Source organism: Rhizorhabdus antheiae (genome assembly GCF_049889055.1).
Lineage (GTDB): Bacteria > Pseudomonadota > Alphaproteobacteria > Sphingomonadales > Sphingomonadaceae > Rhizorhabdus.
Genome location: NZ_JBLTWO010000006.1, coordinates 92,479 through 112,704 on the forward strand (window position 1 = coordinate 92,479; position 20,226 = coordinate 112,704).

Sequence of the window (20,226 nt, forward strand, 5' to 3'; positions counted from 1 at the left end):
TTGCACTGACTAGACGGGCGGCGGTCGCGAAAGCGCTCGCCGCCCGTTCGCTCATTCCGAACGGGGAACCCACATGACCACGCCTCTCGCCTTCGGGCGCCTGCTTCTTGTCTCGACGGCACTGATGTCGCCGGCCGCGCTGCTCGCGCAGGCTGCGCCGACCACCGCCGCTCCCACCACCTCCGCCGCACCGGCGAAGGCCACGACCAACGATGACGAGCAGGTCGAAATCTCGACTCTGGGCGCCAGCAATCGCGACATCGTCGTGACCGGCCGCCGCCAGGAGAACACGATCCGCACGACCCCGCAGGTCATTTCGGTTCTCTCCTCGGCGGACATCGCCCGCACCGGCGACGGCGACATTGCCGGCGCGCTCCAGCGCGTCACCGGCCTCTCGGTCGTCGGCAACGGCTTCGTCTATGTCCGCGGCCTCGGCGACCGTTACTCGCTCGCGCTGCTCAACGGTTCGCCGCTGCCGAGCCCCGAGCCGCTCAAGCGCGTCGTTCCGCTCGACATCTTCCCGACGAGCATTCTGGCTTCGTCGCTGGTGCAGAAGAGCTATTCGGCCAATTATCCCGGCGAGTTCGGCGGTGGCGTGATCAACCTCACCACCAAGGCGATCCCGAAAGAGCCGTTTCTGTCGATCGGCGGCTCGATCGCAGGCAACACCGAGACCACCGGCCAGCTCGGCTATACCTATTATGGTTCGGACTATGACTGGTTCGGCTTCGACGACGGCACCCGGGACATTCCGGCGGGCCTGAAGTCGGCGATCAAGGCGTCGGGCACCAAGCCGATCGTCCAGGGCAGCGACTATAGCGCCGCCGACCTGCAGGGCTTCGCGGCGAGCCTTGCCAATGCCAGCACCTCGCTGCTCCAGCGCAACCGCAACATCCCGGCCAATTTCTCGGCCGACCTGACCGGCGGCACCGCGATGGACACCGACAGCGGCCGCATCGGCATCCTCGCAGGCCTCGGCTTCAGCAACAGCTGGCGCACCCGCGACGTGCTGCAGCAGTCGTCGATCGACCCGGACCTTGCCGGCATTCCGCAGACCCAGTTCCAGACCGTCATCACCGAGAACCACGTGACAGTGAACGGCCTGCTCGGCCTCGGCGCCGAAGTGAACGACCACAAATTCCGCTGGACCAACTTGTTCATCCGCGACACGGTCAAGCAGGGTCGACTGTCGGCCGGTTTCAACCGCAACGTCGAGGACCAGGAAGAGGGTCAGCCGGCCTCGCTGATCCGCCAGAACACCTTCTGGTTCGAACGCCAGTTGATCGACACCCAGGCGGTCGCCGAACTCCGCTTCGACAAGCTCAGCATCGACCTGCGCGGCACCTATGCCAATTCGCAGCGCGAGAGCCCCTATGAGCGCAGCTTCAGCTATAATTACAATGCGGGCGTGGGCGACTATATCAACAACCTCGCCTCGGGCGGCCAGTCGGCCGACATCGCCTTCAGCGATCTGAACGAAGACGTCTACGCGGCCAGCGGCGACCTGTCCTACAAGCTCGACGGCGCGCTGCGCGGCACGATCTCGGCGGGCTATTCGTTCAACGACACGAAGCGCCAGTCGGACCGCTACCAGTTCCAGTTCTTCCGGCCCGCCGGCGCTCTGGATCAGGCGGTCGCACAGTTGCGCCCCGACTATCTGCTGTCGGACTATAATATCTACACCTACAACATCCAGCTGCGCGACGTGTCGGGCGCGGAGGGGTCGCGCGCCTATCGCGCGGGCCTGCGCATCCACGCCGGCTACGGCCAGGCCGAGATCGAGGCGACCGACAAGCTGCGCGTCCAGGCGGGTGTCCGCTACGAGGATGCGGAGCAGGTCGTCACCCCCGACGCCGGACCGGGCACCACCCTGTCGAAGAGCTATTTCCTGCCGGCGCTGACCCTGACCTATAATTTCAGGGACGACATGCAATTCCGCGTGGCGGCCTCGAAGACGATCGCCCGCCCGCAGTTCCGTGAGCTGGCGCGCCAGATCTATCAGGACTTCGACAGCGATCGCCAGTTCACCGGCAATCCCTTCCTGACCGACTCGCAGCTCTACAACGCCGAAGCGCGCTATGAGTGGTATTTCGACCGCAACCAGCGCTTCTCCGTGGCCGGCTTCTTCAAGAAGATCGACAACCCGATCGAGGCTGCAGCCTTCTTCGCGGGCGGCGGCGCGCTGCGGACCGGCTTCGCCAACGCACCCGAAGCACAGCTTTACGGTGCCGAGTTCGAGCTCGAGAAGCATTTCCCGCTCGACTTCCTGAGCGGTGATTTCTTCGCGACGAAGCGCATCGTCACGATCGCGAACTACACCTACACCAAGTCGAAGCTGAAGGTGGATGACTCGACCGTGATCGGACCGGACCTGTCGCCGGTTGCGGCCAGCACACTGTTCCAGAACGGCGCGCCGCTGACCGGCCAGTCGGACCACATCGTCAACCTGCAGCTGAGCTTCGAGGATACCGAGAGCCTGTCGCAGATCACCGCCCTGCTCAACTATGCGAGCGAGCGGGTGACCAACCGCGGTCCGATCCAGGGCACGTCGCGCCAGCCCGACATCAAGGAGCGTCCCGGCTTCCGCTTCGACCTCGTCGGCCGCCAGGGCTTCAAGCTGCTGGGCACCGACATGGAGCTGAAGATCGAGGCCCGCAACCTGACCAACACCGACTATCGCGAGTTCCAGAAGTCGGGCAGCAACATCATCTATCTCAACCGGTACGATATCGGCCGCACCTTCTCGCTGGGTCTGACCGCCAACTTCTGATCCGGACGAACGAAAAGAGGGGCGCGGAGGCACCGGCTTCCGCGCCCCTTTTTCGTGTCTCGAAGGCCCAGGCCAGCTTGCGCGTCCGGCACACCACTTCTATGCTATTGCTAATCGATCTCATTTACCGATTGGCAGATTTTGACCCGCTCGACGATCCGCGCCTGGTTTCTGATCCATAAGTGGACGAGCATTCTCTGCACGGCCTTCCTGCTGATGCTCTGCATCACCGGTCTTCCCCTGATCTTCCACGACGAGATCGACCGCCTCACCGAAGGCGCTGCCGCCCCGTCCGGGCCGCCGTCTTCCGGCACCGATCCGAGGCTCCTTCCGCTCGACACCATGCTCGCCAAAGCGCTCGCCGCACGACCGGGCGAGGTTCCGGTCTTCATGGCGTTCGACAATGAGCGCTCGTCGATGACCGTCACCACCGCTCCCGCGCCGGACTCGCCGACCGGGCAGATGACGGTGCAGCTGTGGAACCGGCTTAGCGGCGCGCCCGAAGGCAAGCTCGACGAAGGCGGCGTGATGCATTTCCTGCTCCAGCTGCACACCGACATGTTCCTGGGGCTGCCCGGCATGCTCTTCCTGGGGCTCATGGGCATGCTGTTCGTCGTGGCGCTGGTCTCGGGGGTCGTGCTTTATGCGCCCTTCATGCGGAAGCTGCCCTTCGGCACGGTCCGCACACAGCGCAGCACCCGCCTCAAATGGCTCGATTATCATAATCTGCTGGGGGTCACCGCGCTGGCCTGGATGGCGGTCGTCTGCCTGACCGGGGTGATCAACACGCTGGCGACTCCGATCCTGCAATATTGGCAGTCGACCGAACTCACCGCGATGACCAAGGCTTATGGCGACAGAAAGCCGCTCGACCCGTCGCGATACGGCTCGCTCGACAAGGCGATGGCCGAGGCGCGGAAGGTCCTGCCCGGCAACAATCCGCAGTTCATCGCCTTTCCCGGCGGCAGCTACAGCAGCAAGCATCATTATGCCGTCTTCTTCCAGGGAGCGACGCCGCTGACCGAGCGGGCGCTGACCCCGGCGCTGATCGATGCGGAAACCGGCACGCTCACCGACGCACGCCCGATGCCCTGGTATGCGCTGGCGCTCAGCTATTCGCAGCCGCTGCACTTCGGCGATTATGGCGCCCTGCCGCTCAAGATCCTGTGGGCGCTGCTCGACCTGTTCACGACGATCGTTCTCGGCTCAGGCCTCTATCTGTGGCTCGGCAAGCGCCACATGTCGCTCGAATCGCGGCTGCGCGAGGTAGAGACGGGCGGCGCCATGGTCGCCGGCGCATGAAGGCGGGCCAGCCCCTCGCCACGATCTTCGCCCTGCCGCTGCTGCTGGCCATGCTCAGCATCGTCGGCCTGGTTGCGGCTTTGACCGGTGATGGCTGGCGCGACGCTCTGTCCTGGGGCGCGCTTGCCAGCCCGATCGCCGCGATCCTGTGGGCCTGCGCCAGACGGCGCTCCTGACGGCCATCATCACACAAGACAATGTATCGTTCGAAAGGGATTTCCGTGACCGCATCCAAGCTTCGCTCCCTCCTGCTGACGGCGGCGGCCGGCAGTGCCCTGTCGACGACCGGCGCAGCCTTCGCCCAGCAGGCGGGGACCGAGGAGAATCGCGACATCATCGTCACCGCGCAGAAGGCCAACCAGACCGAGGTGACCCGGCGCGGCAGCCTGGGGGTGCTGGGCGACCAGGATGCCGCCGACGTGCCCTTCTCGATCAAGAGCTACAATGCGGCGCTGATCCTCAACCAGCAGCCCCAGACGCTCGGCCAGGTGCTGGAGAATGATCCGTCGATCCGCATCACTTATGGGTTCGGCAATGCCGCCGAGCAGTTCCTGATCCGCGGCTTCCCCGTCTTCGGCGACGATGTCGGGCTCGACGGCCTCTATGGCATCGCGCCGCGCCAGCTGATCGCGCCGGAGCTCTATGATTCGGTCCAGGTGCTGAACGGCGCCAGCGCCTTCCTCAACGGGGCGGCACCGGGCGGCTCGAGCCTGGGCGGCAGCGTCAACCTGATCCCCAAGCGCGCGACCCAGGACCTGACCCGGGTGACGGCGAATTATACGGCAGACTCGCATGTCGGCGGCAGCTTCGATGTCGCGCGCCGCATCGGCGATCTCGGCGTTCGCGTGACCGGCGTCGCGCGCACCGGCGATGTCGCGATCGATGGCGAGTTCCGCTCGACCTACACGATCGGCGGCGCACTCGATTACAACTCGGGACCGCTGCGCCTGTCGCTCGACCTCGCCTATCAGCGGGTCAAGGTGCGCGGCCTGCGCCCCAAGGTGACCGTCGGCACCGCCGTCATCCCGCGCGTGCCCAAAGCGAGCGCCAACTATGCCCAGCCCTGGACCTATTCCAAGCTGCGCGACGTCTTCGGCATCGCCAAGATCGAATATGACCTGTCCGACGCCGCCATGCTCTACGCCTCGGTCGGCGCCCGCGACGGGATGGAAGACGGCATATATGGCGGCATCACCGTGCTCGACGCGACGACCGGCGCGGCCAACGGCAACGCCCTCTACGTCCCCCGCACCGACAACAACGAAGCGACCCAGGCGGGCATCCGCATCAGGCTGGCGGGCGGCGGCGTCACCCACCAGATCAACCTGGGCGGGTCGATGCTGTGGCAGGTCAACCGCAACGCCTATGACTTCCTCTACGGACCCGGCTTCGCGGGCTTTGCCACCAATCTCTACAACGCCGTCGAGGTACCGATCCCCTCGTCGAGCCTTGTCGGTGGCGATCTGGACGATCCCTTCCCGGTCGCGCGGACCCGGCTGTGGAGTCTGTTCGCGTCTGACACGATCGGCCTGTGGGACGACCGCATCCTGATCACCGGCGGCCTGCGCCTCCAGTCGATCCGGCAGAAAAGCTATTCCTATTTCGGTGGGGCGCTGACCGGCACCTACGACGAATCGGCGATCACCCCGGTCGCCGGCATCGTGTTCAAGCCGGTGCCGAACGTCTCGCTCTTCTTCAACCGGATGCAGGGCTTCGAAGCGGGCCCCGTCGCGCCGACGGTCGTCAACGGCCTGCCGGTCCGCAACGCGGGCGAGACCTTCGCACCGACCAAGACCACCCAATATGAGGTCGGCGGCAAGCTCAGCCTCGGCCGGATCAACAGTTCGCTCGCGCTGTTCACGATCGATCGCCCACGGCCCAGCGCCATCGCCGATGGAACTGCCGGCTCGCTCGTCTATGGCGTCTTCGCGCAGCAGCGCAATCGCGGCATCGAGTTCAGCATGGAAGGGGAGATCGTCGACGGGCTGCGCCTGATCGGCGGTGCCTCGGTGATCGACGCCAAGCTGCGCCGTACCCAAGACGGCCTCAATCAGGGCAACAAGGCGCCCGGCGTGCCCGACTATCTGGTCAACGCCAATGTCGAATGGGACCTGCCCTTCGCCCCCGGCCTGACCCTGACGGGCCGGGTCGTCCACACCGGCGAGCAGGCGGCGAACGACGCCAACACGCTCGAACTGCCGTCCTGGACGCGGGTCGACATCGGCGCGCGCTTCGTCACCGTCGTCGCCGACAAGCCGCTGACCCTGCGCTTCAATGTCGATAATGTCGCGAACAAGCGCTACTGGGCATCGTCCTTCGACACCTTCCGCTCCGACCTGCTCCAGGGCGCGCCGCGCACCGTCAAGCTGTCGGCGTCGATCGACCTGTAACCGTCGAGGGGCGCCGCCCGAGCGGCGCCCCCGGCTCAGCCGTCAGGGCCGGCCGGCCCCCAGATATATCCATGCCTCGACCGGCCCGTCTTCGGTATCGATCGCGACGGCCGTGCGGACATAGCCGGGACCCTCGAACGCATCGAGGCGGCGCCAGTGGCGCGGCAGATCGGGTGATTCGAACAGGTGGATCTCGACCCGCTGTTCGGACGGATCGAGCAGCAGCGCCGGATAGCCCTGCGACGCCCCCCAGCCCTCCGGCACCAGCCGGCCCGCGATGCTGCCGGTGCGCCACGCGCCGCGCAGCCCGGCGAGCTGGTGATGGTTGGACCGCCCAGGCGCCAGCGTACCGTAGCAGGCCAGACGTTCGTCGCGCGCCTCGCTCATGGTGTTGCCCTTCGTCATCGCAGGCGTGGTGCCTGGAGCGGCGCCGATGCGCCCCACCAGCGCCCGACCACCAGCGCCGCCTTGCCGCCATCGGGCGCATCGCGCCGCGCGATCAGGCTGGTCAGCTGCTGGCTGGTGTCGCCGATACGAACGCGGCTGCGCACCCAGAACATGTTCGAGGTCAGCCCCGTTCCCTGCGGCATCGCCATGTTCAGCGTCGCCATGTCGGCGGCGGTGACATAACCTTGCCGCTCACGCAGCGCGACCAGCCGTCCTGCCGCCATCGGATCGTCCGACAGGATCGCCAGCAGGTCGGCGCTCGCCGCGTTCAGGTTGATCTTGCTCTCATAAGGTAGCGCCGTGACGAGGCCAGTGAGGCGCGCCAGTTGCGCCGGGGGCAGGCCGATCGCGGCAAGCGGGCGCAGATCGGTCACCGGACCGGCCAGGCGGATCGCCACCACCGCCTTGTCGGCCTGGTCGGGGCTCATCCCCACCGCTGCCGCGATCTTGCCGAGCAGGCCGAGCGCGACCGGATCGGGCTGCATCAGCGCGTTGACGTTGAAGCGGCCCTGCGCATCCTCGATCGCGAGATCGAAGCTGCCGCCCTCGATCGGCGCGGCGGTTTCCGCCAGCGCGGCCCAGGGTTCGCCGCGATTGTCGGTGTCGGGCGCGACCAGTGCGTCGCGGCGCAGCGCCACGACCGCCGACACCTCGGCCCCGCGCACGATCGCCTGCGCGCGGGCCGCCTCGCGCATCCGCAGGCCGCGTTCGAGGCCCGTGTCCTCGGCCGAGATCATCAGCAACAGGATGCCGCTGGCTATGGCGACGAACAGCAGCACGTTGACGAGGATCATCCCCGCCTCACGCTCGCGTCCCTCGGGTGGCCGCCGTATCGCGGTCATGGATGCACGGGCAGCGCCACGACGCGCCGCACCCGCCCCTGCACGCTGCCGCCGGGCGCGAGAACCATGTCCGCCGCCACCGCCAGCGGCCAGCTCTTCGCCTCGTCGGGCGAGGCAGGCCAATGGTCGGTCCAGCCGCCGCCGGGCGCGAGATAGCTCCAGCGCAGCGAGGCCACGCCCTGCATCACCCGCTGCGCACCCTGTGGCAGGCCGTTGCCGCGCGCGCTACGAAGTAATGTCCCGGCCCCCAGCTGATAACGGACCTGCACCGGCACCCCGCCCGCCGCCGCGAGCGGACGGGTGAAGCTCAGCGAGGCGGCATCCCCGGTCAGCGGGCCGGCCGACAATTGCGACAGATCATTGTCGATCACGAACATCGCCCGCTGGATTTCGGCCAGCCGGTCGAGCCGGCCTTCGGTGCGGCTCTGGATGCCCATCAGCGCGTCGACCAGCGCGAGACCCGCCATCGCGATCAGCCCGAACAGCGCGAGCGAGATGATCAGTTCGATCAGGGTGAAGCCGGCCTCGCCCGCCGCAACGGGCGAGGGGGCGTCGCCATCGATCATAGCGACCCGCTCTTGTCCACGGCGGTGAAACCGTCGGGCCCAGCGACCAGCACCGCGAGTTCGCGCGCAGCATGGCCGTCGGCGGCGAAACGGATCGGCCCGGTGGCGATGGCGAAGGACGGCACCGCAGACAGCGCGGACCGATCGACCACGCCACCGGCGCGCAACGCCTCGACGATCGACATCCCGTCATAGGCCAGCGCGGCGAGCAGGCCGGGACCCGCCGCGCCCGCCGAACCATAACGCTGGGCGAAGTCGGATATCGAAGCGGGGTCCGGCCCGGTCAACCACGCACCGCGCAGCGCGCCGGGCGAAAGATCGAGCGCCTGCTGGGTTCCGAGCAATTGGGGATCGCCATCCTGCAGCGACCGCGCCGCGCGGAGCAGGGCATCCCCGCTTTCGGTCACCAGCACCGCGTCAGGGAGCCCCGAGCCGCTGCGCGCGAGCACCGATCGCAGTTGCTCGGGCGCGCTATCCGCCGGCAACAGCGTCACCTCCAGCCCCGCCGCCCCGCGCAGCCGTTCGGCGGCGGCGACGCCCTGCGCCGACCAGCGCGAGGGGCCGGCGAGCACGGCCACCCGCTTGACGCCCCGGCCGCGCGCATAGCGCAGGATCGAGGTGACGCTCTGGCTGGCCGTGATGCCGAGCAGAAAGGCCCCGCTGCCGACCAGATCCTCGTCATTGCTGAAGCTGATCAGCGGCACCCCGCCCGCCGCCTGCGCGGCCGCGCGGCTTTCCTCGGCGAACAGCGGGCCGATGATGATCCGCGCCCCGCGCTTCACGGCCAACTGGACGGCAGCTGTCGCCCCGGCTGCCGTGCCGCCGGTGTCGAGAATCATCAGGTCCTGCGGCTTCGACAGCGGCGATTGCGCGAGCATCGCCGCCCGCTGCATGCTAACGCCCAGCGTGGCCGATGGGCCGCTCAAGGGCAGCAGCAGCGCCGCCGGCGGGCGCTTGGCGGCCTTGCCGCGCGCCGCCGCCAGCAACGGAGACCATGAGGACGATGCCGACCCCAGAAGCAGCGCTGACGGCAGGAGCCGCAGAAGATGACGTCTTTGGCGGTCCATCCGATATTCCTTCACGCTACCGTCCCAGTCGCCGCACGCTGGCCTTTGCCGGTCTGGGCATCGGCGTCTATCTCGCCACGTTGATCGCGACCCTGCCCGCCGCACTGGTCGTCCCGCTGGCCGGTGCCGGCGGCACCATCTGGAGCGGCGCCGCGCCGATTGGCGCGTCGACGGTCAATTGGCGCTGGTCGCCGCTGCGCAGCCTGACGGGCCTCGGCTATGCGGTCGATTTCGGGCTGTCGGGCGGGATCAACACGCTGGTCGGCACCGCCGTTCTCCGTCCCGGCCGGGTGATGTTCAGCGACGTGCGCGGCACCGCCGATGGCGCTTTGCTCGCGCCGCTGCTGCAGACACCTTTCACCTGCAACCTGCCGATGGCGGTCGACCTGCGCCGGATCGTCATCGGTGGCGGTACCCGCATTGCCGAGGGACGGATCGATACCCAGCCCGGCAGCTGCCAGGGCCCGTCGGGCGCGGCTCCCGTCGCGGTGCCGCCGTTGCGCTTCGATGCGATCGGCGACGGCGAACTGACCCGCCTGACCCTCGCGCCGACCGGCCAGCCCCAGCCCGCCTATCTGCTCGGCGCGCTGAACCCCGATGGCCGGATCAGCCTGTCGGTGACCGCCGAAGGTGCGGCCGCGCTGCCCTTCCTCTCGCCGCCGGGCGGCATGACGATCGAGAGCGACCTCTAGCGCCGGGGTCTCGGCGGGCGCGGCCATGGTCACATGCCCACGATATTGTTGAGGTTGATGATCGGCAGCAGGATGGCGAGGACCATCAGCAGGACGAGCCCCCCCATCATCAGCAGCACCATCGGTTCGACCAGCGCCACCAGCATCGACGCCATCGCCTCGAGCTCGCGTTCCAGTTCCGCCGCCGCCCGCGCGAGCGCCGGCCCGAGCTGTCCGCCATTCTCGCCGCTGGCGACGATCGCGACGAGCATCGGCGGGAAGATGCCCGATTCGCCCATCGCCGCCTGCAGGCTGGCGCCCTCACGCACCCGTTCGGCAACGCGCAGCGCGGCCTGCCGGAAATGGAGATTGGGGGTCACCGCCGCCGCCGCGTTGAGCGCGTCGACCAGCGGCACCGAACTCTGCACCAGCGTGGCGAGGCTCGCGGCGAAGCGCGCCGCATTATATTGCCGGCTGAAGCGCGCGATCGGCCAGGTTCCCGCCAGCGTCCGATCGAAGCGCAGCCGGTTGGCGGGCAGGCGCAGCCAGCGGCCGAACAGGAAGGCCCCACCCAGGATCAGCAGGAGCAATGGCAGGCCGAAGCTCTGCAACCCGCTCGAAATGGCGATCAGCGCGCGGGTCAGGAAAGGCAGGTCGGCCCCGCGCGAAATGAAGACGCGGACGATGTCGGGCACGACATAGACCATGAGCAGCGCCATCATCCCGAAGGACACCACCGCAAGCAGCGCAGGATAGAGCAGCGCGAGCTGGATCTTCTGCTGGTTGCGCTGCCGCGCCTCGACGAAGTCGGCGAGATGGGCGAGCACCTCGGACAGCTTGCCCGCCTGTTCGCCCGCCGCGACCGACGCGGTGAAGAATTCGGGGAAGGTCGCCGGGTGCAGGCGCAGCGCTGCCGCGAAGCTGTAGCCGTCGAGGATCGCGCCGCGCACGTCGAGCAGCAGCGAGCGCAGCGCGGCGCTCTCGGCCGATTCGGCGACCAGCTTGAGCGCCTGCTCGACATTGACGTCGCTGCTGACCAGCGTCGCGATCTGTCGCGTGACCGTCGCCAGCGCCTTGGCCCCGATGCGTCGGCGGAACAGGCGCAAGCCGCCGCCGCTGGCCGCCGCCTGGGCCGTGGCCGCCTCGACCGAGGTCGGCAGCAACTCGCGGTCGCGCAACAGCTGACGTGCGGCCGCCGCGCTCGACGCCTCGATCACGCCCTGCTTGGCGGCGCCGCGCGGGTCGACCGCGCGATAGGCGAAGGCGGGCATGGCGGCTTACCCTTCGTCCTGGACGACGCGGGCGACTTCCTCGACGGTGGTGAGCCCGGCGCGCAGCTTGTCAATGCCGTCCTCGAGCAGGCTCGGCCCCTCGCGCCGCGCGGCGGCGGTCAGCTCGGCTTCGGACGCGCCGTCATGGATCATCCGGCGGATCTCGTCGTCGGCCGCAACGACCTCGTACAGCGCCATGCGGCCCTTATAGCCTTCGCCATGGCACTCGTCGCAGCCCCGCGCGCGCCAGATTTTCTTGCCGGGCTTCAGCGCCTTGCCGAGCAGGATCGAGTCCGCCTCGGTCGCGCGGTCCTGCCAGCGGCAATGTTCGCACAGCCGGCGGACGAGCCGCTGGGCGATCAGGCCGACCACCATCGGTGCGAGCAGATAGCGTTCGACCCCCATGTCGATCAGCCGGGTGATCGATCCGATCGCGCTGTTGGTGTGGAGCGTCGACAGCACGAAATGGCCCGTCATCGACGATCGGACCGCGACTTCGGCGGTCTCCTGATCGCGAATTTCGCCGACCATGATCACATCCGGGTCCTGGCGCAGGATCGCGCGCAGGCCGCGTGCGAAGGTCATGCCCGTCTTGGCGTTGACCTGCGTCTGGGCGATGCCCGCCAGCTCATATTCGATCGGATCCTCGACCGTCATGATGTTGCGCTTGCGGTCGTTGAGATGGGTCAGCGCGGTGTAGAGCGTGGTCGTCTTGCCCGATCCGGTCGGCCCGGTGACGAGCAGCACGCCGTGCGGGCGGTCGAGCAGGCGCAGGAACACCTCGCGGTCGCGCTCGGACATGCCCAGCGCATCGATCTCCAGCCCGGTGCTGCCGCGATCGAGCAGGCGCATCACCACGCGCTCGCCATGCTGGGTCGGGATGGTCGAGACGCGGACATCGATGTCGTAGCCGCCGACGCGCAGGGTGACGCGGCCATCCTGCGGGATCCGCTTCTCGGCGATGTCGAGCCGCGCCATCACCTTGATGCGGCTGACCAGCAGCGGGGCGAGCGCGCGCTTGGGCTCGACCACGTCGCGCAGGACGCCGTCGACGCGGAAGCGGACGATCAGCCGCTTCTCCTGCGTCTCGACATGGATGTCCGACGCACCATCGCGCACCGCCTGCAGCAGCAGCGCATTGATCAGGCGGATGACGGGGCTGTCGTCGCGGCTGTCGAGCAGATCGTCGACCGCCGCCGCGCTGTCGGCCAGCGTCGCGAGATCGTCGGTGTCGGCGAGATCCATCGTCCCCGCCATGCCGTCGCGATAGGCCGCCGCCACGGCGCCCTCGAACGCCTCGTCGCCGACCGGCTCGAACCGGATCGCGCCACCGAAGCGGCGCTGCACCTCGAGCAGGCCCTCGGCGCTTGCGCCCGGCCGGAAGAGACAGCGAACGGCGTCCTCGGCCCCGTCGATCAGGACGCCGTGCCGCCGCGCGAAGCCATAAGGAAGCGCGGTCATGCGCGCACCGTCAGTTCGGCGGAGACCGACCCGCTGACCGGACGGCGATCGACGCGCAGGCCGACGACGCGCAGCGAGCTCGATCCCTCGAAGGCGGCGATCCAGCGGATCAGCGCCTCATAAGGCACATCGACCACCGTTACGCGCACCTCGCTGCCGCTGCCATTCACCACCGGGACGACGCCATATTGTGCGCCGGTCGTCGAGAGGATCGTTGCGGGCGTACCGCTCATCTGGGGCTGCGCGGGCGCGGCACCGATCGGGCCGGCGCTGCGCAGACGCGCGGCGAGACTCTCATAGGTGCGGATATCGTTGTTCGCCTGGCGGCGCGTCTCGACCAGCGGCTGCACCAGCATCGTGGCGAACAGCCACAGGATCAGCAGGGCCGACAGCAGCGCGAGCAACAGCTGCTCGCGGCGGCTGCGTGCGCCCCACCACGCCAAGGCCTTCTGCCGCGCCGGCTCTGCGGTCGGAAACAGCGTGGCGAAATCGAAACGGCTCATGCGCCTCCCCCGGCGATGATGAGGGTGGCGCCCTCGAAACGGCCCTGCAGCCCCGCGCTGCCGAGTGCCTTCACGACGCTGCCCCGCGCCGCAGGGTCGGCGAGATCGACGTCCAGTTGCAGGCGCTGACGGACGGCATCGAAGGCCATGCTCCTTATGCGCACCGTCGAGCCGAAGGGCGCGAGCGCCGCCGAGCTGCGGGTCAGCAAGGGCAGGAAGCTGCCCGGCGGAGCCGTGGTGCCGGCCGGAATCAGCTCGGCCGCGACCATCGCCGCCTCGCGCGGATCGGTACCGCCGTAGCGACCGGGTGCGGTGGTCGCCAGCTGGGCGGTCAGTTCGGCACCACGCTTCGCTGCAATCGACTTGAGCGCCAGCGTATCGGCCGCCGCAATCGCGCCATGGGCGAGCAGCCCGGCAGCCGCGACCAGCGCGACGCGCCGTCCGGTGGCGGACAGCCCCTGACGCGGCCGCGCAAACGCCCCCTGCCGCAGGTCGAGCAGGATCGGCCCGATCGGACCGAAGCCTGCCTGCTCGTCGCATTCGGGCCGCCCGGCGGCGACCCACAAGGCGAGGAACAGCGCTTCGCCGGCAGCAAAGCCCCCGCCGTCGGGCTGGCGAACGAGGATGCGTCCGCTCGGATCGCGGAGCACGTTCCAGCGCCCGGCGTCGGGCAGCGGCAGGGCCAGCGCGTCGGGCAGCAGCGCGGCGTAGGAAAGCCCGACCGCCTCGGCCGCAGCGATCCACCGCGCCATCGCCTCGGGTGCGACGACCGCCGCCAACCATTCGCCACCCGGCGCCTGTCCCCCGAGCGCGAGGTGCACCATGTCGATTCGCTCGGCGATCCGATCCTCGATCGCGTAGGGAAGCGCTGCGAGGCGCTTGGCCGGCGATGGCAAAGGCAATGCCACCGGCAGCAACAGAACATCCTCCGCCGGCACGAGCAGCACGTCGCGCGGGGCATCGAGGCCCAGCGGACGGCAGCCGCCCGCGTCGCAGGCCCATGCCGCGCCCGAGGCCGGACCCGCCAGCATATTTTTTATCCGCGCCAGTCCGGGCGCTATGCTAGGCGACTGTAACATGGTTTTCATGGATGTATCTCATAGCGCGGCCATGATCATAGTTTCGCAACAATTTCATGACGAGGCCGAACAAGAGCCGCGTCGCGCCATTTCCGATCCGGAAGCCGGCCTCACCCTCATCGAGATGATCGTGGTGCTCGCGATCATAGCGCTCGTCGCGGCGCTGATCGTGCCCAATGTCATCGGCCGGCCCGACGAGGCGCGGGTGACGGTGGCCAAGACCGACCTGCGCACCATCTCCGCCGCGCTCAAGATGTACCGCCTCGACAATGGCGACTATCCCAGCAGCGACCAGGGGCTGGCGGCGCTGTCGAAGAAGCCGACGACCGAGCCGCTGCCGCGCAACTGGTCGTCGGAAGGCTATCTGGCGCAGGTGCCGGTCGATCCCTGGGGCCGCCCCTATGTCTATCGGAACACTGGCGGCACCTTCGAACTGCTGAGCCTCGGCAAGGACGGCAAGCCCGGTGGCGAGGGACTCGATGCCGATCTGAGTGATAAAGCACCCTGAGATGCAGCCGCAGGGGGGCGAATCGGGGATGACTCTGGTCGAGATGCTGGCCGTGCTCGCGATCATCGCGATCGCGGCGGGCGCGACCGTGCTCGGCATCGGCGCCGCCACGCGCGCGCCGAGCGTCGAGGCCGAAGCGCGCCGCCTGTCGACCCGGCTCCAGTCGGTCGCCGACGAGGCGATGGTGTCCGACCGGCCCGTCGCCTTCACCTGGGACGAGCGCGGCTATGCCTTCGAGGGATCGGCCAGTGGCGATGACGCGGCGCATGGCCGCCATCGCCTGCCCGCCGGCATCCGCATCGACATGGGCCGGCGCAGGCCGCCGCTGATGCTGGGCGTCGACGGCACCGGCGTTCCGGCGAGCATCGGGCTGCGCTCGGGCGACGACCGCTGGATGGTCGTCTATGATGGCCTGTCGGCCACGCCCATCCCGGCGCCCGCTGCATGACGCAGGCGCCTAGGCCCCCATTTCCGAGCGAGGAAGGCTTCTCGCTGATCGAGGCGCTGGTGGCGCTGCTCGTCCTCGCCATCGCCGCCGCCGGCCTCGTCCGCGCAGCCGAGGCGCATGTCGACTCGATCCGCAGCCTTGAACGTCGCGCCGCCGCACAGCTGGTCGCGCAAAACCGGCTCGCCGAACTCTCGCTGCCCGGCGCATCGACCTCGCCCGAGAGCGTCGACATGCTGGGAAATCGCTGGAGCGTGACCGTCGCCGAGACGACGACCGACGATCCCGACCTCGCCAAGCTCGCAGTGTCGGTCGCCGCGCCCGGCGATACGGACCCGATCGTCACGCTCGACGGCTTTCGCGACCGGGGGACGACCACCCGATGACCCCACGCCAGGCATCCCGCGCCGCCGACATCTTTACCGCGCTGGTGATCGCATCGGTCGCCGTCTCACTGGGCATCACGACCTGGCATCTGTTCGGCGCCAGCACCGCCCGGCCCGCCACCGCACCGGTCGCCGCAGTGCAGGGAGGACCGGTCGACATCGCCCCCGCGCTCGCGCTCGCGCCCTTCGGGCAGCCCGATGCCTCGTCGGCCCCACCGACCAGTCTCGCCCTCCAGCTGCGCGGGATCGTCCTTGCCGACCCGGCCTCGGCCTCTTCCGCACTGATCGCCCCGACAGGAGGCCAGCCGGTCGCCTATGTCGTCGGCCAGTCGGTACCGGGTGGTGCCACGATCGAGGCGATCGCCTTCGACAAGGTGCTGCTGCGGACCAATGGTCGCCTTGAGCGGCTCGACCTTCCGCGCATCTCGGCCAATGGTCAGGCGCCGGCAGCGGCCGTGCCCCCGCCGCCGCCCGGCGCGGTCCCGACGACCGGCCCGTCGGACGGTTCGGGCAGCCAGCCGCTCCAGGCCTTCGCCCCCGGCTCTCCATCGCCCGGCGCTCCAGCCGGCGGTCCGCTCTCGCTGCTCGACCGTCTCGGCGCGGCCCCCGTGGGCGGCGCCTATCGCGTCGGCACCTCGCCATCGCCCGAAGCGCGCGACGCGGGGCTGCTGCCCGGCGACGTCATCGAGCGCATCAACGGCATGCCGGCCACCGCCGTCGCTGCCGACCGCCAGCTTCTTGCCCAGATCATGGCCGCCGGACCTGCCCAGGTCGAGGTCATGCGCGGCGGCAAGCGCGTCACTTTCTCCTTTGCCCTCCGTTGAGGAACCGATCCGTGTCCCTGTACGCCCGCACCGCCCTATCCGCTCTGGTCGCCGCCTCGCTGGTCGGCGCGCCGGTCCTGGCGCAGTCCGCACCGGGCGCCGCCGACGTGGTCGTCAACATGCGCGCGGTCGAGATTTCCGACGTGGCGGAGCAGATCTCGCGTATCACCGGCCGCACGTTGATCCTCGACCCGGCGGTCAAGGGCACGGTCAACGTCACCTCGGCCGAGCCGCTGTCGGTCGACGGGGTGTGGGACCTGTTCCAGTCGGTGCTGCGCGTCCACGGCTTCGCGGCGGTGAAGTCGGGTCGCTCCTGGCGGATCATCCCGCAGGCCTCGGCGATCCGTGACGCCGGCTCGGGCGGGCGGCTGAACGCGCAGGACGTGACCACGCGGATGGTCCGCCTCCACAATATCTCAGGCGAACAGGCCGCGCGCGTGTTCCGCCCGCTGGTCGCGCAGTTCGGCAGCATCGAGGCGACGACCTCGCCCAACGCGATCATCGTCACCGACTATGCCGAGAATGTCCGGCGCATCGAGCAGCTGGCGCGCGCGCTCGACAGCGGCGGCGGTGGGCGTTTCGACAGCATCTCGCTGCGCTACGCCAATGCCAAGGATGTCGCGACGGCGATCCAGGGCGTGTTCGGGGACGGCAGCCAGACCGGCGGCCCGCGCGTCGTGGCCGACGAGCGCAGCAACATGGTGCTGCTGCGCGGCGAACCCAATCTGATCTCCGAGGCCCGGCGCCTCGCCGCCACGATCGACAAGCCGGGTGCCGGCGTTCCGATTACCCGGATGATCCGGCTCAACAATGGCGACGCCGAATCGGTCACGGCGGTGCTGCAGGGCGTGCTCGGCGAGCAGGGCAGCGTCACCAATCCGGTCGCCAAGGCGGTCGCGGGTGGGCGGGCCAGCATCGGCCGCACCAACGCCTCTTCGCGCTCCGCTTCCACCTCATCGCTCGGATCGGCTGCATCCTCGCTCGGAGGTCTCGCCGAAGCTGCGGCTGCGGCGGCGCCGTCGAGCAGCGGTCCGAGCGCGGACACGCCCGCCAAGGGCTTCTCGACCCCCGACCTGACGGTGCAGCCCGCCCCCGAGCTCAACGCGATCGTGCTGCGCGGCACCCCCGCCGCCATCGCCGAGGTCGAGCCTCTGATCAGCCAGCTCGACGTGCGCCGGCCGCAGGTGCTGATCGAGGCAGTGATCGTCGAAATCAGCGGCGACGAAGCCGAATCGCTGGCGGTCCAGCTGGGTGTCGGCGCAGCAGCGCTCAACCGCGGTGACGGTGCGGCGACCTCCTTCACCAGCCCCGGCGTCTCGCTGTCGACGATCCTGGGCGCGATCGGTGCACCGGCGGCGGTGGCCGTGCTGCCCAATGGCGGATCGGCGAGCATCAGCTTCGGCGACAATTTCTCGGTGCTGTTGCAGGCGATCGGCCAGTCGACCCGCGCCAATCTGTTGTCGACGCCGAGCATCACCACGCTCGACAACGAACCTGCCGAGATCGTGGTCGGCCAGAATGTACCCTTCCGCACCGGCAGCTTCACCACCGACGGCAATTCGCTCAACCCCTTCACCACGATCGAGCGGCAGGACGTCGGCCTGACGCTGCGCGTCGTGCCGCGCATCCACCAGGGCAATGTCGTCCGTCTCGAAGTGGCGCAGGAAGTCTCCTCGCTCGTCGCTGCCGTCACCGGCGCGGCCGATCTCATCACCAACCGGCGCAGCATCCAGACGACGGTGCTGGCCGACGATGGGCAGACGATCGTTCTCGGCGGGCTTATGAGCGACGACCGCACGCGGGTCAAAAGCCAGGTACCCATTTTGGGCGACATCCCGATCGCGGGCGAACTGTTCAAATCGCGCCGCGAGAGCCAGCTGAAGCGGACATTGTTCGTGTTCCTCAAGCCCACCGTGCTGCGCGACCAGGCCGCCGCCAAGGCGGTGACCGACGCCAAATATGCGCGCACCCGCTATGACGAGGCGATGCTCGGCAAGCATCCGCCGCTGCTGCTCGAACCGCCGCGTGCGCGCCTGCCGCTGGAAATCTCGGGCGTCTATTGACCGGCGGCGGTTGATCGCCACCCGTCGATCACCGGTCGAGCGGCGCGTCCTCGTCGACGTCGGGCTCGGGATCATCGGCGGCGAGGAAGGATCGGACGCGGCGGTCGCCCTTCGCGAACAGTGCGGCGTCGGTCGACAGGGTGACCAGCGTCCAGCCCTCGTGGCTTTGCCCTGGTGCCAACGTGGCGGTCTTGCCGTCGCGCGAGCGAACCATAGCGATGGCATTGTCGGGAAGGCGCCCCACCACGCCGACCAGCTGCGGCGCATCCTCTGCCTGCGCCGCCTGCGCGGGCGATAGCGGGTCCAGGAACAGCCGCCGCGACGGCCCGGCATCGGGCGCGGCGACCGGCAGGACGGTTTCACCGGGCGCGGGCAGCACAGGCAAAGCGGGCTGGGCCCGGTAGAGCAGCCAGGCGGGCATCGCCAGAACGAGCCCCGCCGCCAGCCCGAAGAGCAGCCGGCCGCTCATCCTTCGTGCCACCCGATCGCGCGGGCCTCGAACCGCACCGCCGTCTCCGCCGGACCCGTCCGTGCCAGCCGCCAGAAAGCGAAGCGCACCAGCGGGCTGCCCGCCTCCAAGTCGCGCACCACGGCCAGAACGTCCGCCTCGGGACCCGACAGGATCAGGTCGGCCGACAGCTCGGCCGGCATGCGCGCATTGGCGGGCAGCGGCGCCAGCCGTTCGAGCAGCAAACGCCGGTCCCCCGCCGCACGGCGCAGGGTGGCGACGAAGGCGGCCTGCGCCTCCGCCCGGTCACGCCCGGCAAAACCGAGCCCCTTGGGCAAGAGCGGCTGCGGAAGCGTGCTGCCCATTGCGGCGCGCATTCGCAGCCGGAGAAGATCGCCCCGGCTGCGTTCGAGGCTCGCCAGCCCCAGCCCGGCGAGCGGAGTGGAGAGCGCGACGACAGCCAACAGCAGGGCGAGATGCTTCCGGCTATAGCGCGGGACGGACAGGCGGATCATCGCAGTCGCCCTTCGAACCCGACCCGGATCGTGCCGGCATCGGTGCGGCTCTGGCTCCGCTCGCCAAGCGACGCCAGCAGCGGATCTTCGGCGAGTGCGGAACGCAGGGCGTCGGGATCGGGGGTGACGATCTCGACCAGCACTTCGCCTTCGGGCGTCAGCGACAGCGATTCGATCCCGGCATCCTCCGGCAGCGTCGCTGCCAGCTGCGCGGCGATGGCGCTCAGCGGCGGCACGCCCGCGACCCGATCGACGCCATGACGGGTCCGCTCGACCGTCGCCAGGCGGGCCTGCGCCGTCAGAAGCGTGGCCTCGCGCCGTTCGATCCATGCTATGCGCAGCCGGTCCACACCGGTCCAGCTCCAGGCCAGACCGGCCGTCAGCACCGGGATCGCCGAGATGAGGAGCGCGGTTCGCCAGGCCAACTCCGGCCAGGAGCGTTCGGACGCTCCGCCGACCTGCGGTACCGGCCAGTGCCAGCCGCCGCGCAGCTTCTGTGCGACGGCATCGACCAGGCTCGGCCCGATTGCCTCGACGCTGACCGGCTGCAGCCCGCGCGTCTCCAATACCGCCCGTGCGGTTGCCGCATCGGGCGCGCGCACGACCCGGATTTCGGAGGCTCCGCTGCGCCGGAGCATGACGCAGCGAAAGCGAATCATCTCGTCCCG

21 protein-coding genes are annotated in these 20,226 nt (G+C 69.2%); 10 read left to right on the forward strand and 11 right to left on the reverse strand.

Annotated features, from left to right (window positions below; all coding sequences use genetic code 11):
* Positions 1 to 73 precede the first annotated feature (73 nt).
* The 4 genes from ACNI3R_RS12780 to ACNI3R_RS12795 all read left to right on the forward strand — a co-directional run bounded on the left by ACNI3R_RS12780 (position 74) and on the right by ACNI3R_RS12795 (position 6,462).
* Positions 74 to 2,770, forward strand: coding sequence for a TonB-dependent receptor domain-containing protein (locus ACNI3R_RS12780; protein WP_426183851.1), 2,697 nt, complete (start codon positions 74 to 76; stop codon positions 2,768 to 2,770).
* 141 nt (positions 2,771 to 2,911) lie between these two features.
* Positions 2,912 to 4,072, forward strand: a complete 1,161-nt coding sequence (locus tag ACNI3R_RS12785) for a PepSY-associated TM helix domain-containing protein (RefSeq protein ID WP_426183853.1) — start codon at positions 2,912 to 2,914, stop codon at positions 4,070 to 4,072.
* Positions 4,069 to 4,248 (forward strand): hypothetical protein, encoded by a 180-nt coding sequence (locus tag ACNI3R_RS12790; RefSeq protein ID WP_426183855.1) that lies wholly within the window; start codon positions 4,069 to 4,071, stop codon positions 4,246 to 4,248. Before ACNI3R_RS12785 ends, ACNI3R_RS12790 begins: the two co-directional genes overlap by 4 nt.
* A 45-nt stretch (positions 4,249 to 4,293) precedes the next feature.
* Positions 4,294 to 6,462, forward strand: a complete 2,169-nt coding sequence (locus ACNI3R_RS12795; RefSeq protein WP_426183857.1) for a TonB-dependent receptor — start codon at positions 4,294 to 4,296, stop codon at positions 6,460 to 6,462.
* A gap of 42 nt (positions 6,463 to 6,504) precedes the next feature.
* Here ACNI3R_RS12795 and ACNI3R_RS12800 read toward each other — a convergent pair whose 3' ends face one another.
* Genes ACNI3R_RS12800 through ACNI3R_RS12815 form a run of 4 tightly spaced genes read right to left on the reverse strand, consistent with a single transcriptional unit; the run spans position 6,505 to position 9,303 of the window.
* Positions 6,505 to 6,849 carry a gamma-glutamylcyclotransferase family protein gene (locus tag ACNI3R_RS12800; RefSeq protein ID WP_426183859.1) on the reverse strand — a complete coding sequence of 115 codons (345 nt, stop codon included), beginning with the start codon at positions 6,847 to 6,849 and terminating at the stop codon, positions 6,505 to 6,507.
* Between the two features lie 14 nt (positions 6,850 to 6,863).
* Positions 6,864 to 7,751: a type II secretion system minor pseudopilin gene (locus tag ACNI3R_RS12805; protein ID WP_426183861.1), complete on the reverse strand. Its 888-nt coding sequence runs from the start codon at positions 7,749 to 7,751 to the stop codon at positions 6,864 to 6,866.
* Positions 7,748 to 8,317: a PulJ/GspJ family protein gene (locus tag ACNI3R_RS12810; protein ID WP_426183863.1), complete on the reverse strand. Its 570-nt coding sequence runs from the start codon at positions 8,315 to 8,317 to the stop codon at positions 7,748 to 7,750. Before ACNI3R_RS12810 ends, ACNI3R_RS12805 begins: the two co-directional genes overlap by 4 nt.
* Complete coding sequence (locus ACNI3R_RS12815) at positions 8,314 to 9,303, reverse strand: penicillin-binding protein activator (protein ID WP_426183865.1); 990 nt, start codon at positions 9,301 to 9,303, stop codon at positions 8,314 to 8,316. Before ACNI3R_RS12815 ends, ACNI3R_RS12810 begins: the two co-directional genes overlap by 4 nt.
* A gap of 17 nt (positions 9,304 to 9,320) precedes the next feature.
* On the opposite strand from ACNI3R_RS12815, the gene gspN reads away from it, so the two are divergent.
* Complete coding sequence (gene gspN, locus ACNI3R_RS12820) at positions 9,321 to 10,076, forward strand: type II secretion system protein N (protein ID WP_426183867.1); 756 nt, start codon at positions 9,321 to 9,323, stop codon at positions 10,074 to 10,076.
* A 29-nt stretch (positions 10,077 to 10,105) separates the two neighbouring features.
* Here gspN and ACNI3R_RS12825 read toward each other — a convergent pair whose 3' ends face one another.
* The 4 genes from ACNI3R_RS12825 to gspL are packed head-to-tail and all read right to left on the reverse strand — an operon-like array spanning position 10,106 to position 14,321.
* On the reverse strand, positions 10,106 to 11,326 hold the full coding sequence (locus ACNI3R_RS12825) for a type II secretion system F family protein (protein WP_426183869.1): 1,221 nt from the start codon (positions 11,324 to 11,326) through the stop codon (positions 10,106 to 10,108).
* Between the two features lie 6 nt (positions 11,327 to 11,332).
* Positions 11,333 to 12,787 (reverse strand): type II secretion system ATPase GspE, encoded by a 1,455-nt coding sequence (gene gspE, locus ACNI3R_RS12830; RefSeq protein ID WP_426183871.1) that lies wholly within the window; start codon positions 12,785 to 12,787, stop codon positions 11,333 to 11,335.
* A complete protein-coding gene (gene gspM, locus ACNI3R_RS12835) occupies positions 12,784 to 13,290 on the reverse strand; it encodes a type II secretion system protein GspM (protein ID WP_426183873.1) in 507 nt (168 codons plus the stop codon). Before gspM ends, gspE begins: the two co-directional genes overlap by 4 nt.
* Positions 13,287 to 14,321: a type II secretion system protein GspL gene (gene gspL, locus ACNI3R_RS12840; protein ID WP_426183875.1), complete on the reverse strand. Its 1,035-nt coding sequence runs from the start codon at positions 14,319 to 14,321 to the stop codon at positions 13,287 to 13,289. The genes gspM and gspL overlap by 4 nt, the downstream gene beginning before the upstream one ends.
* 79 nt (positions 14,322 to 14,400) lie before the next feature.
* Between gspL and gspG the strand changes: the two genes are divergently transcribed.
* The 5 genes from gspG to gspD are packed head-to-tail and all read left to right on the forward strand — an operon-like array spanning position 14,401 to position 18,595.
* Positions 14,401 to 14,877: a type II secretion system major pseudopilin GspG gene (gspG, locus tag ACNI3R_RS12845; protein WP_426183877.1), complete on the forward strand. Its 477-nt coding sequence runs from the start codon at positions 14,401 to 14,403 to the stop codon at positions 14,875 to 14,877.
* Between the two features lies 1 nt (position 14,878).
* Positions 14,879 to 15,325, forward strand: a complete 447-nt coding sequence (locus ACNI3R_RS12850; protein ID WP_426183879.1) for a prepilin-type N-terminal cleavage/methylation domain-containing protein — start codon at positions 14,879 to 14,881, stop codon at positions 15,323 to 15,325.
* A complete protein-coding gene (gene gspI, locus ACNI3R_RS12855; RefSeq protein ID WP_426183881.1) occupies positions 15,322 to 15,708 on the forward strand; it encodes a type II secretion system minor pseudopilin GspI in 387 nt (128 codons plus the stop codon). Before ACNI3R_RS12850 ends, gspI begins: the two co-directional genes overlap by 4 nt.
* Positions 15,705 to 16,532, forward strand: a complete 828-nt coding sequence (locus ACNI3R_RS12860; protein ID WP_426183883.1) for a type II secretion system protein N — start codon at positions 15,705 to 15,707, stop codon at positions 16,530 to 16,532. The genes gspI and ACNI3R_RS12860 overlap by 4 nt, the downstream gene beginning before the upstream one ends.
* A gap of 11 nt (positions 16,533 to 16,543) precedes the next feature.
* Entirely contained in the window at positions 16,544 to 18,595 is a 2,052-nt protein-coding gene (gene gspD, locus ACNI3R_RS12865; RefSeq protein WP_426183885.1) for a type II secretion system secretin GspD, read from the forward strand.
* A 28-nt stretch (positions 18,596 to 18,623) separates the two neighbouring features.
* Here the strand turns inward: gspD and ACNI3R_RS12870 are convergent, their stop codons facing one another.
* From ACNI3R_RS12870 to ACNI3R_RS12880, 3 genes are read right to left on the reverse strand one after another with little or no spacing between them, the layout of a single operon-like run.
* Positions 18,624 to 19,064 (reverse strand): hypothetical protein, encoded by a 441-nt coding sequence (locus ACNI3R_RS12870; protein ID WP_426183887.1) that lies wholly within the window; start codon positions 19,062 to 19,064, stop codon positions 18,624 to 18,626.
* Positions 19,061 to 19,558: a hypothetical protein gene (locus ACNI3R_RS12875; RefSeq protein ID WP_426183889.1), complete on the reverse strand. Its 498-nt coding sequence runs from the start codon at positions 19,556 to 19,558 to the stop codon at positions 19,061 to 19,063. Before ACNI3R_RS12875 ends, ACNI3R_RS12870 begins: the two co-directional genes overlap by 4 nt.
* Positions 19,555 to 20,217, reverse strand: coding sequence for a hypothetical protein (locus tag ACNI3R_RS12880; protein WP_426183891.1), 663 nt, complete (start codon positions 20,215 to 20,217; stop codon positions 19,555 to 19,557). The genes ACNI3R_RS12875 and ACNI3R_RS12880 overlap by 4 nt, the downstream gene beginning before the upstream one ends.
* Positions 20,218 to 20,226: the final 9 nt, after the last annotated feature.

Excerpts from the sequence above, each read along its gene's own strand:
- ACNI3R_RS12780 (WP_426183851.1), top strand. The coding sequence starts at position 74 with ATGACCACGCCTCTCGCCTTCGGGCGCCTGCTTCTTGTCTCGACGGCA.
- ACNI3R_RS12790 (WP_426183855.1), top strand. The coding sequence starts at position 4,069 with ATGAAGGCGGGCCAGCCCCTCGCCACGATCTTCGCCCTGCCGCTGCTG.
- ACNI3R_RS12800 (WP_426183859.1), bottom strand. The coding sequence starts at position 6,849 with ATGAGCGAGGCGCGCGACGAACGTCTGGCCTGCTACGGTACGCTGGCG.
- ACNI3R_RS12805 (WP_426183861.1), bottom strand. The coding sequence starts at position 7,751 with ATGACCGCGATACGGCGGCCACCCGAGGGACGCGAGCGTGAGGCGGGG.
- ACNI3R_RS12810 (WP_426183863.1), bottom strand. The coding sequence starts at position 8,317 with ATGATCGATGGCGACGCCCCCTCGCCCGTTGCGGCGGGCGAGGCCGGC.
- gspN (WP_426183867.1), top strand. The coding sequence starts at position 9,321 with ATGCCGACCCCAGAAGCAGCGCTGACGGCAGGAGCCGCAGAAGATGAC.
- ACNI3R_RS12825 (WP_426183869.1), bottom strand. The coding sequence starts at position 11,326 with ATGCCCGCCTTCGCCTATCGCGCGGTCGACCCGCGCGGCGCCGCCAAG.
- gspE (WP_426183871.1), bottom strand. The coding sequence starts at position 12,787 with ATGACCGCGCTTCCTTATGGCTTCGCGCGGCGGCACGGCGTCCTGATC.
- gspM (WP_426183873.1), bottom strand. The coding sequence starts at position 13,290 with ATGAGCCGTTTCGATTTCGCCACGCTGTTTCCGACCGCAGAGCCGGCG.
- gspL (WP_426183875.1), bottom strand. The coding sequence starts at position 14,321 with ATGCTGGCGGGTCCGGCCTCGGGCGCGGCATGGGCCTGCGACGCGGGC.
- gspG (WP_426183877.1), top strand. The coding sequence starts at position 14,401 with ATGATCATAGTTTCGCAACAATTTCATGACGAGGCCGAACAAGAGCCG.
- ACNI3R_RS12850 (WP_426183879.1), top strand. The coding sequence starts at position 14,879 with ATGCAGCCGCAGGGGGGCGAATCGGGGATGACTCTGGTCGAGATGCTG.
- gspI (WP_426183881.1), top strand. The coding sequence starts at position 15,322 with ATGACGCAGGCGCCTAGGCCCCCATTTCCGAGCGAGGAAGGCTTCTCG.
- ACNI3R_RS12860 (WP_426183883.1), top strand. The coding sequence starts at position 15,705 with ATGACCCCACGCCAGGCATCCCGCGCCGCCGACATCTTTACCGCGCTG.
- ACNI3R_RS12870 (WP_426183887.1), bottom strand. The coding sequence starts at position 19,064 with ATGAGCGGCCGGCTGCTCTTCGGGCTGGCGGCGGGGCTCGTTCTGGCG.
- ACNI3R_RS12875 (WP_426183889.1), bottom strand. The coding sequence starts at position 19,558 with ATGATCCGCCTGTCCGTCCCGCGCTATAGCCGGAAGCATCTCGCCCTG.
- ACNI3R_RS12880 (WP_426183891.1), bottom strand. The coding sequence starts at position 20,217 with ATGATTCGCTTTCGCTGCGTCATGCTCCGGCGCAGCGGAGCCTCCGAA.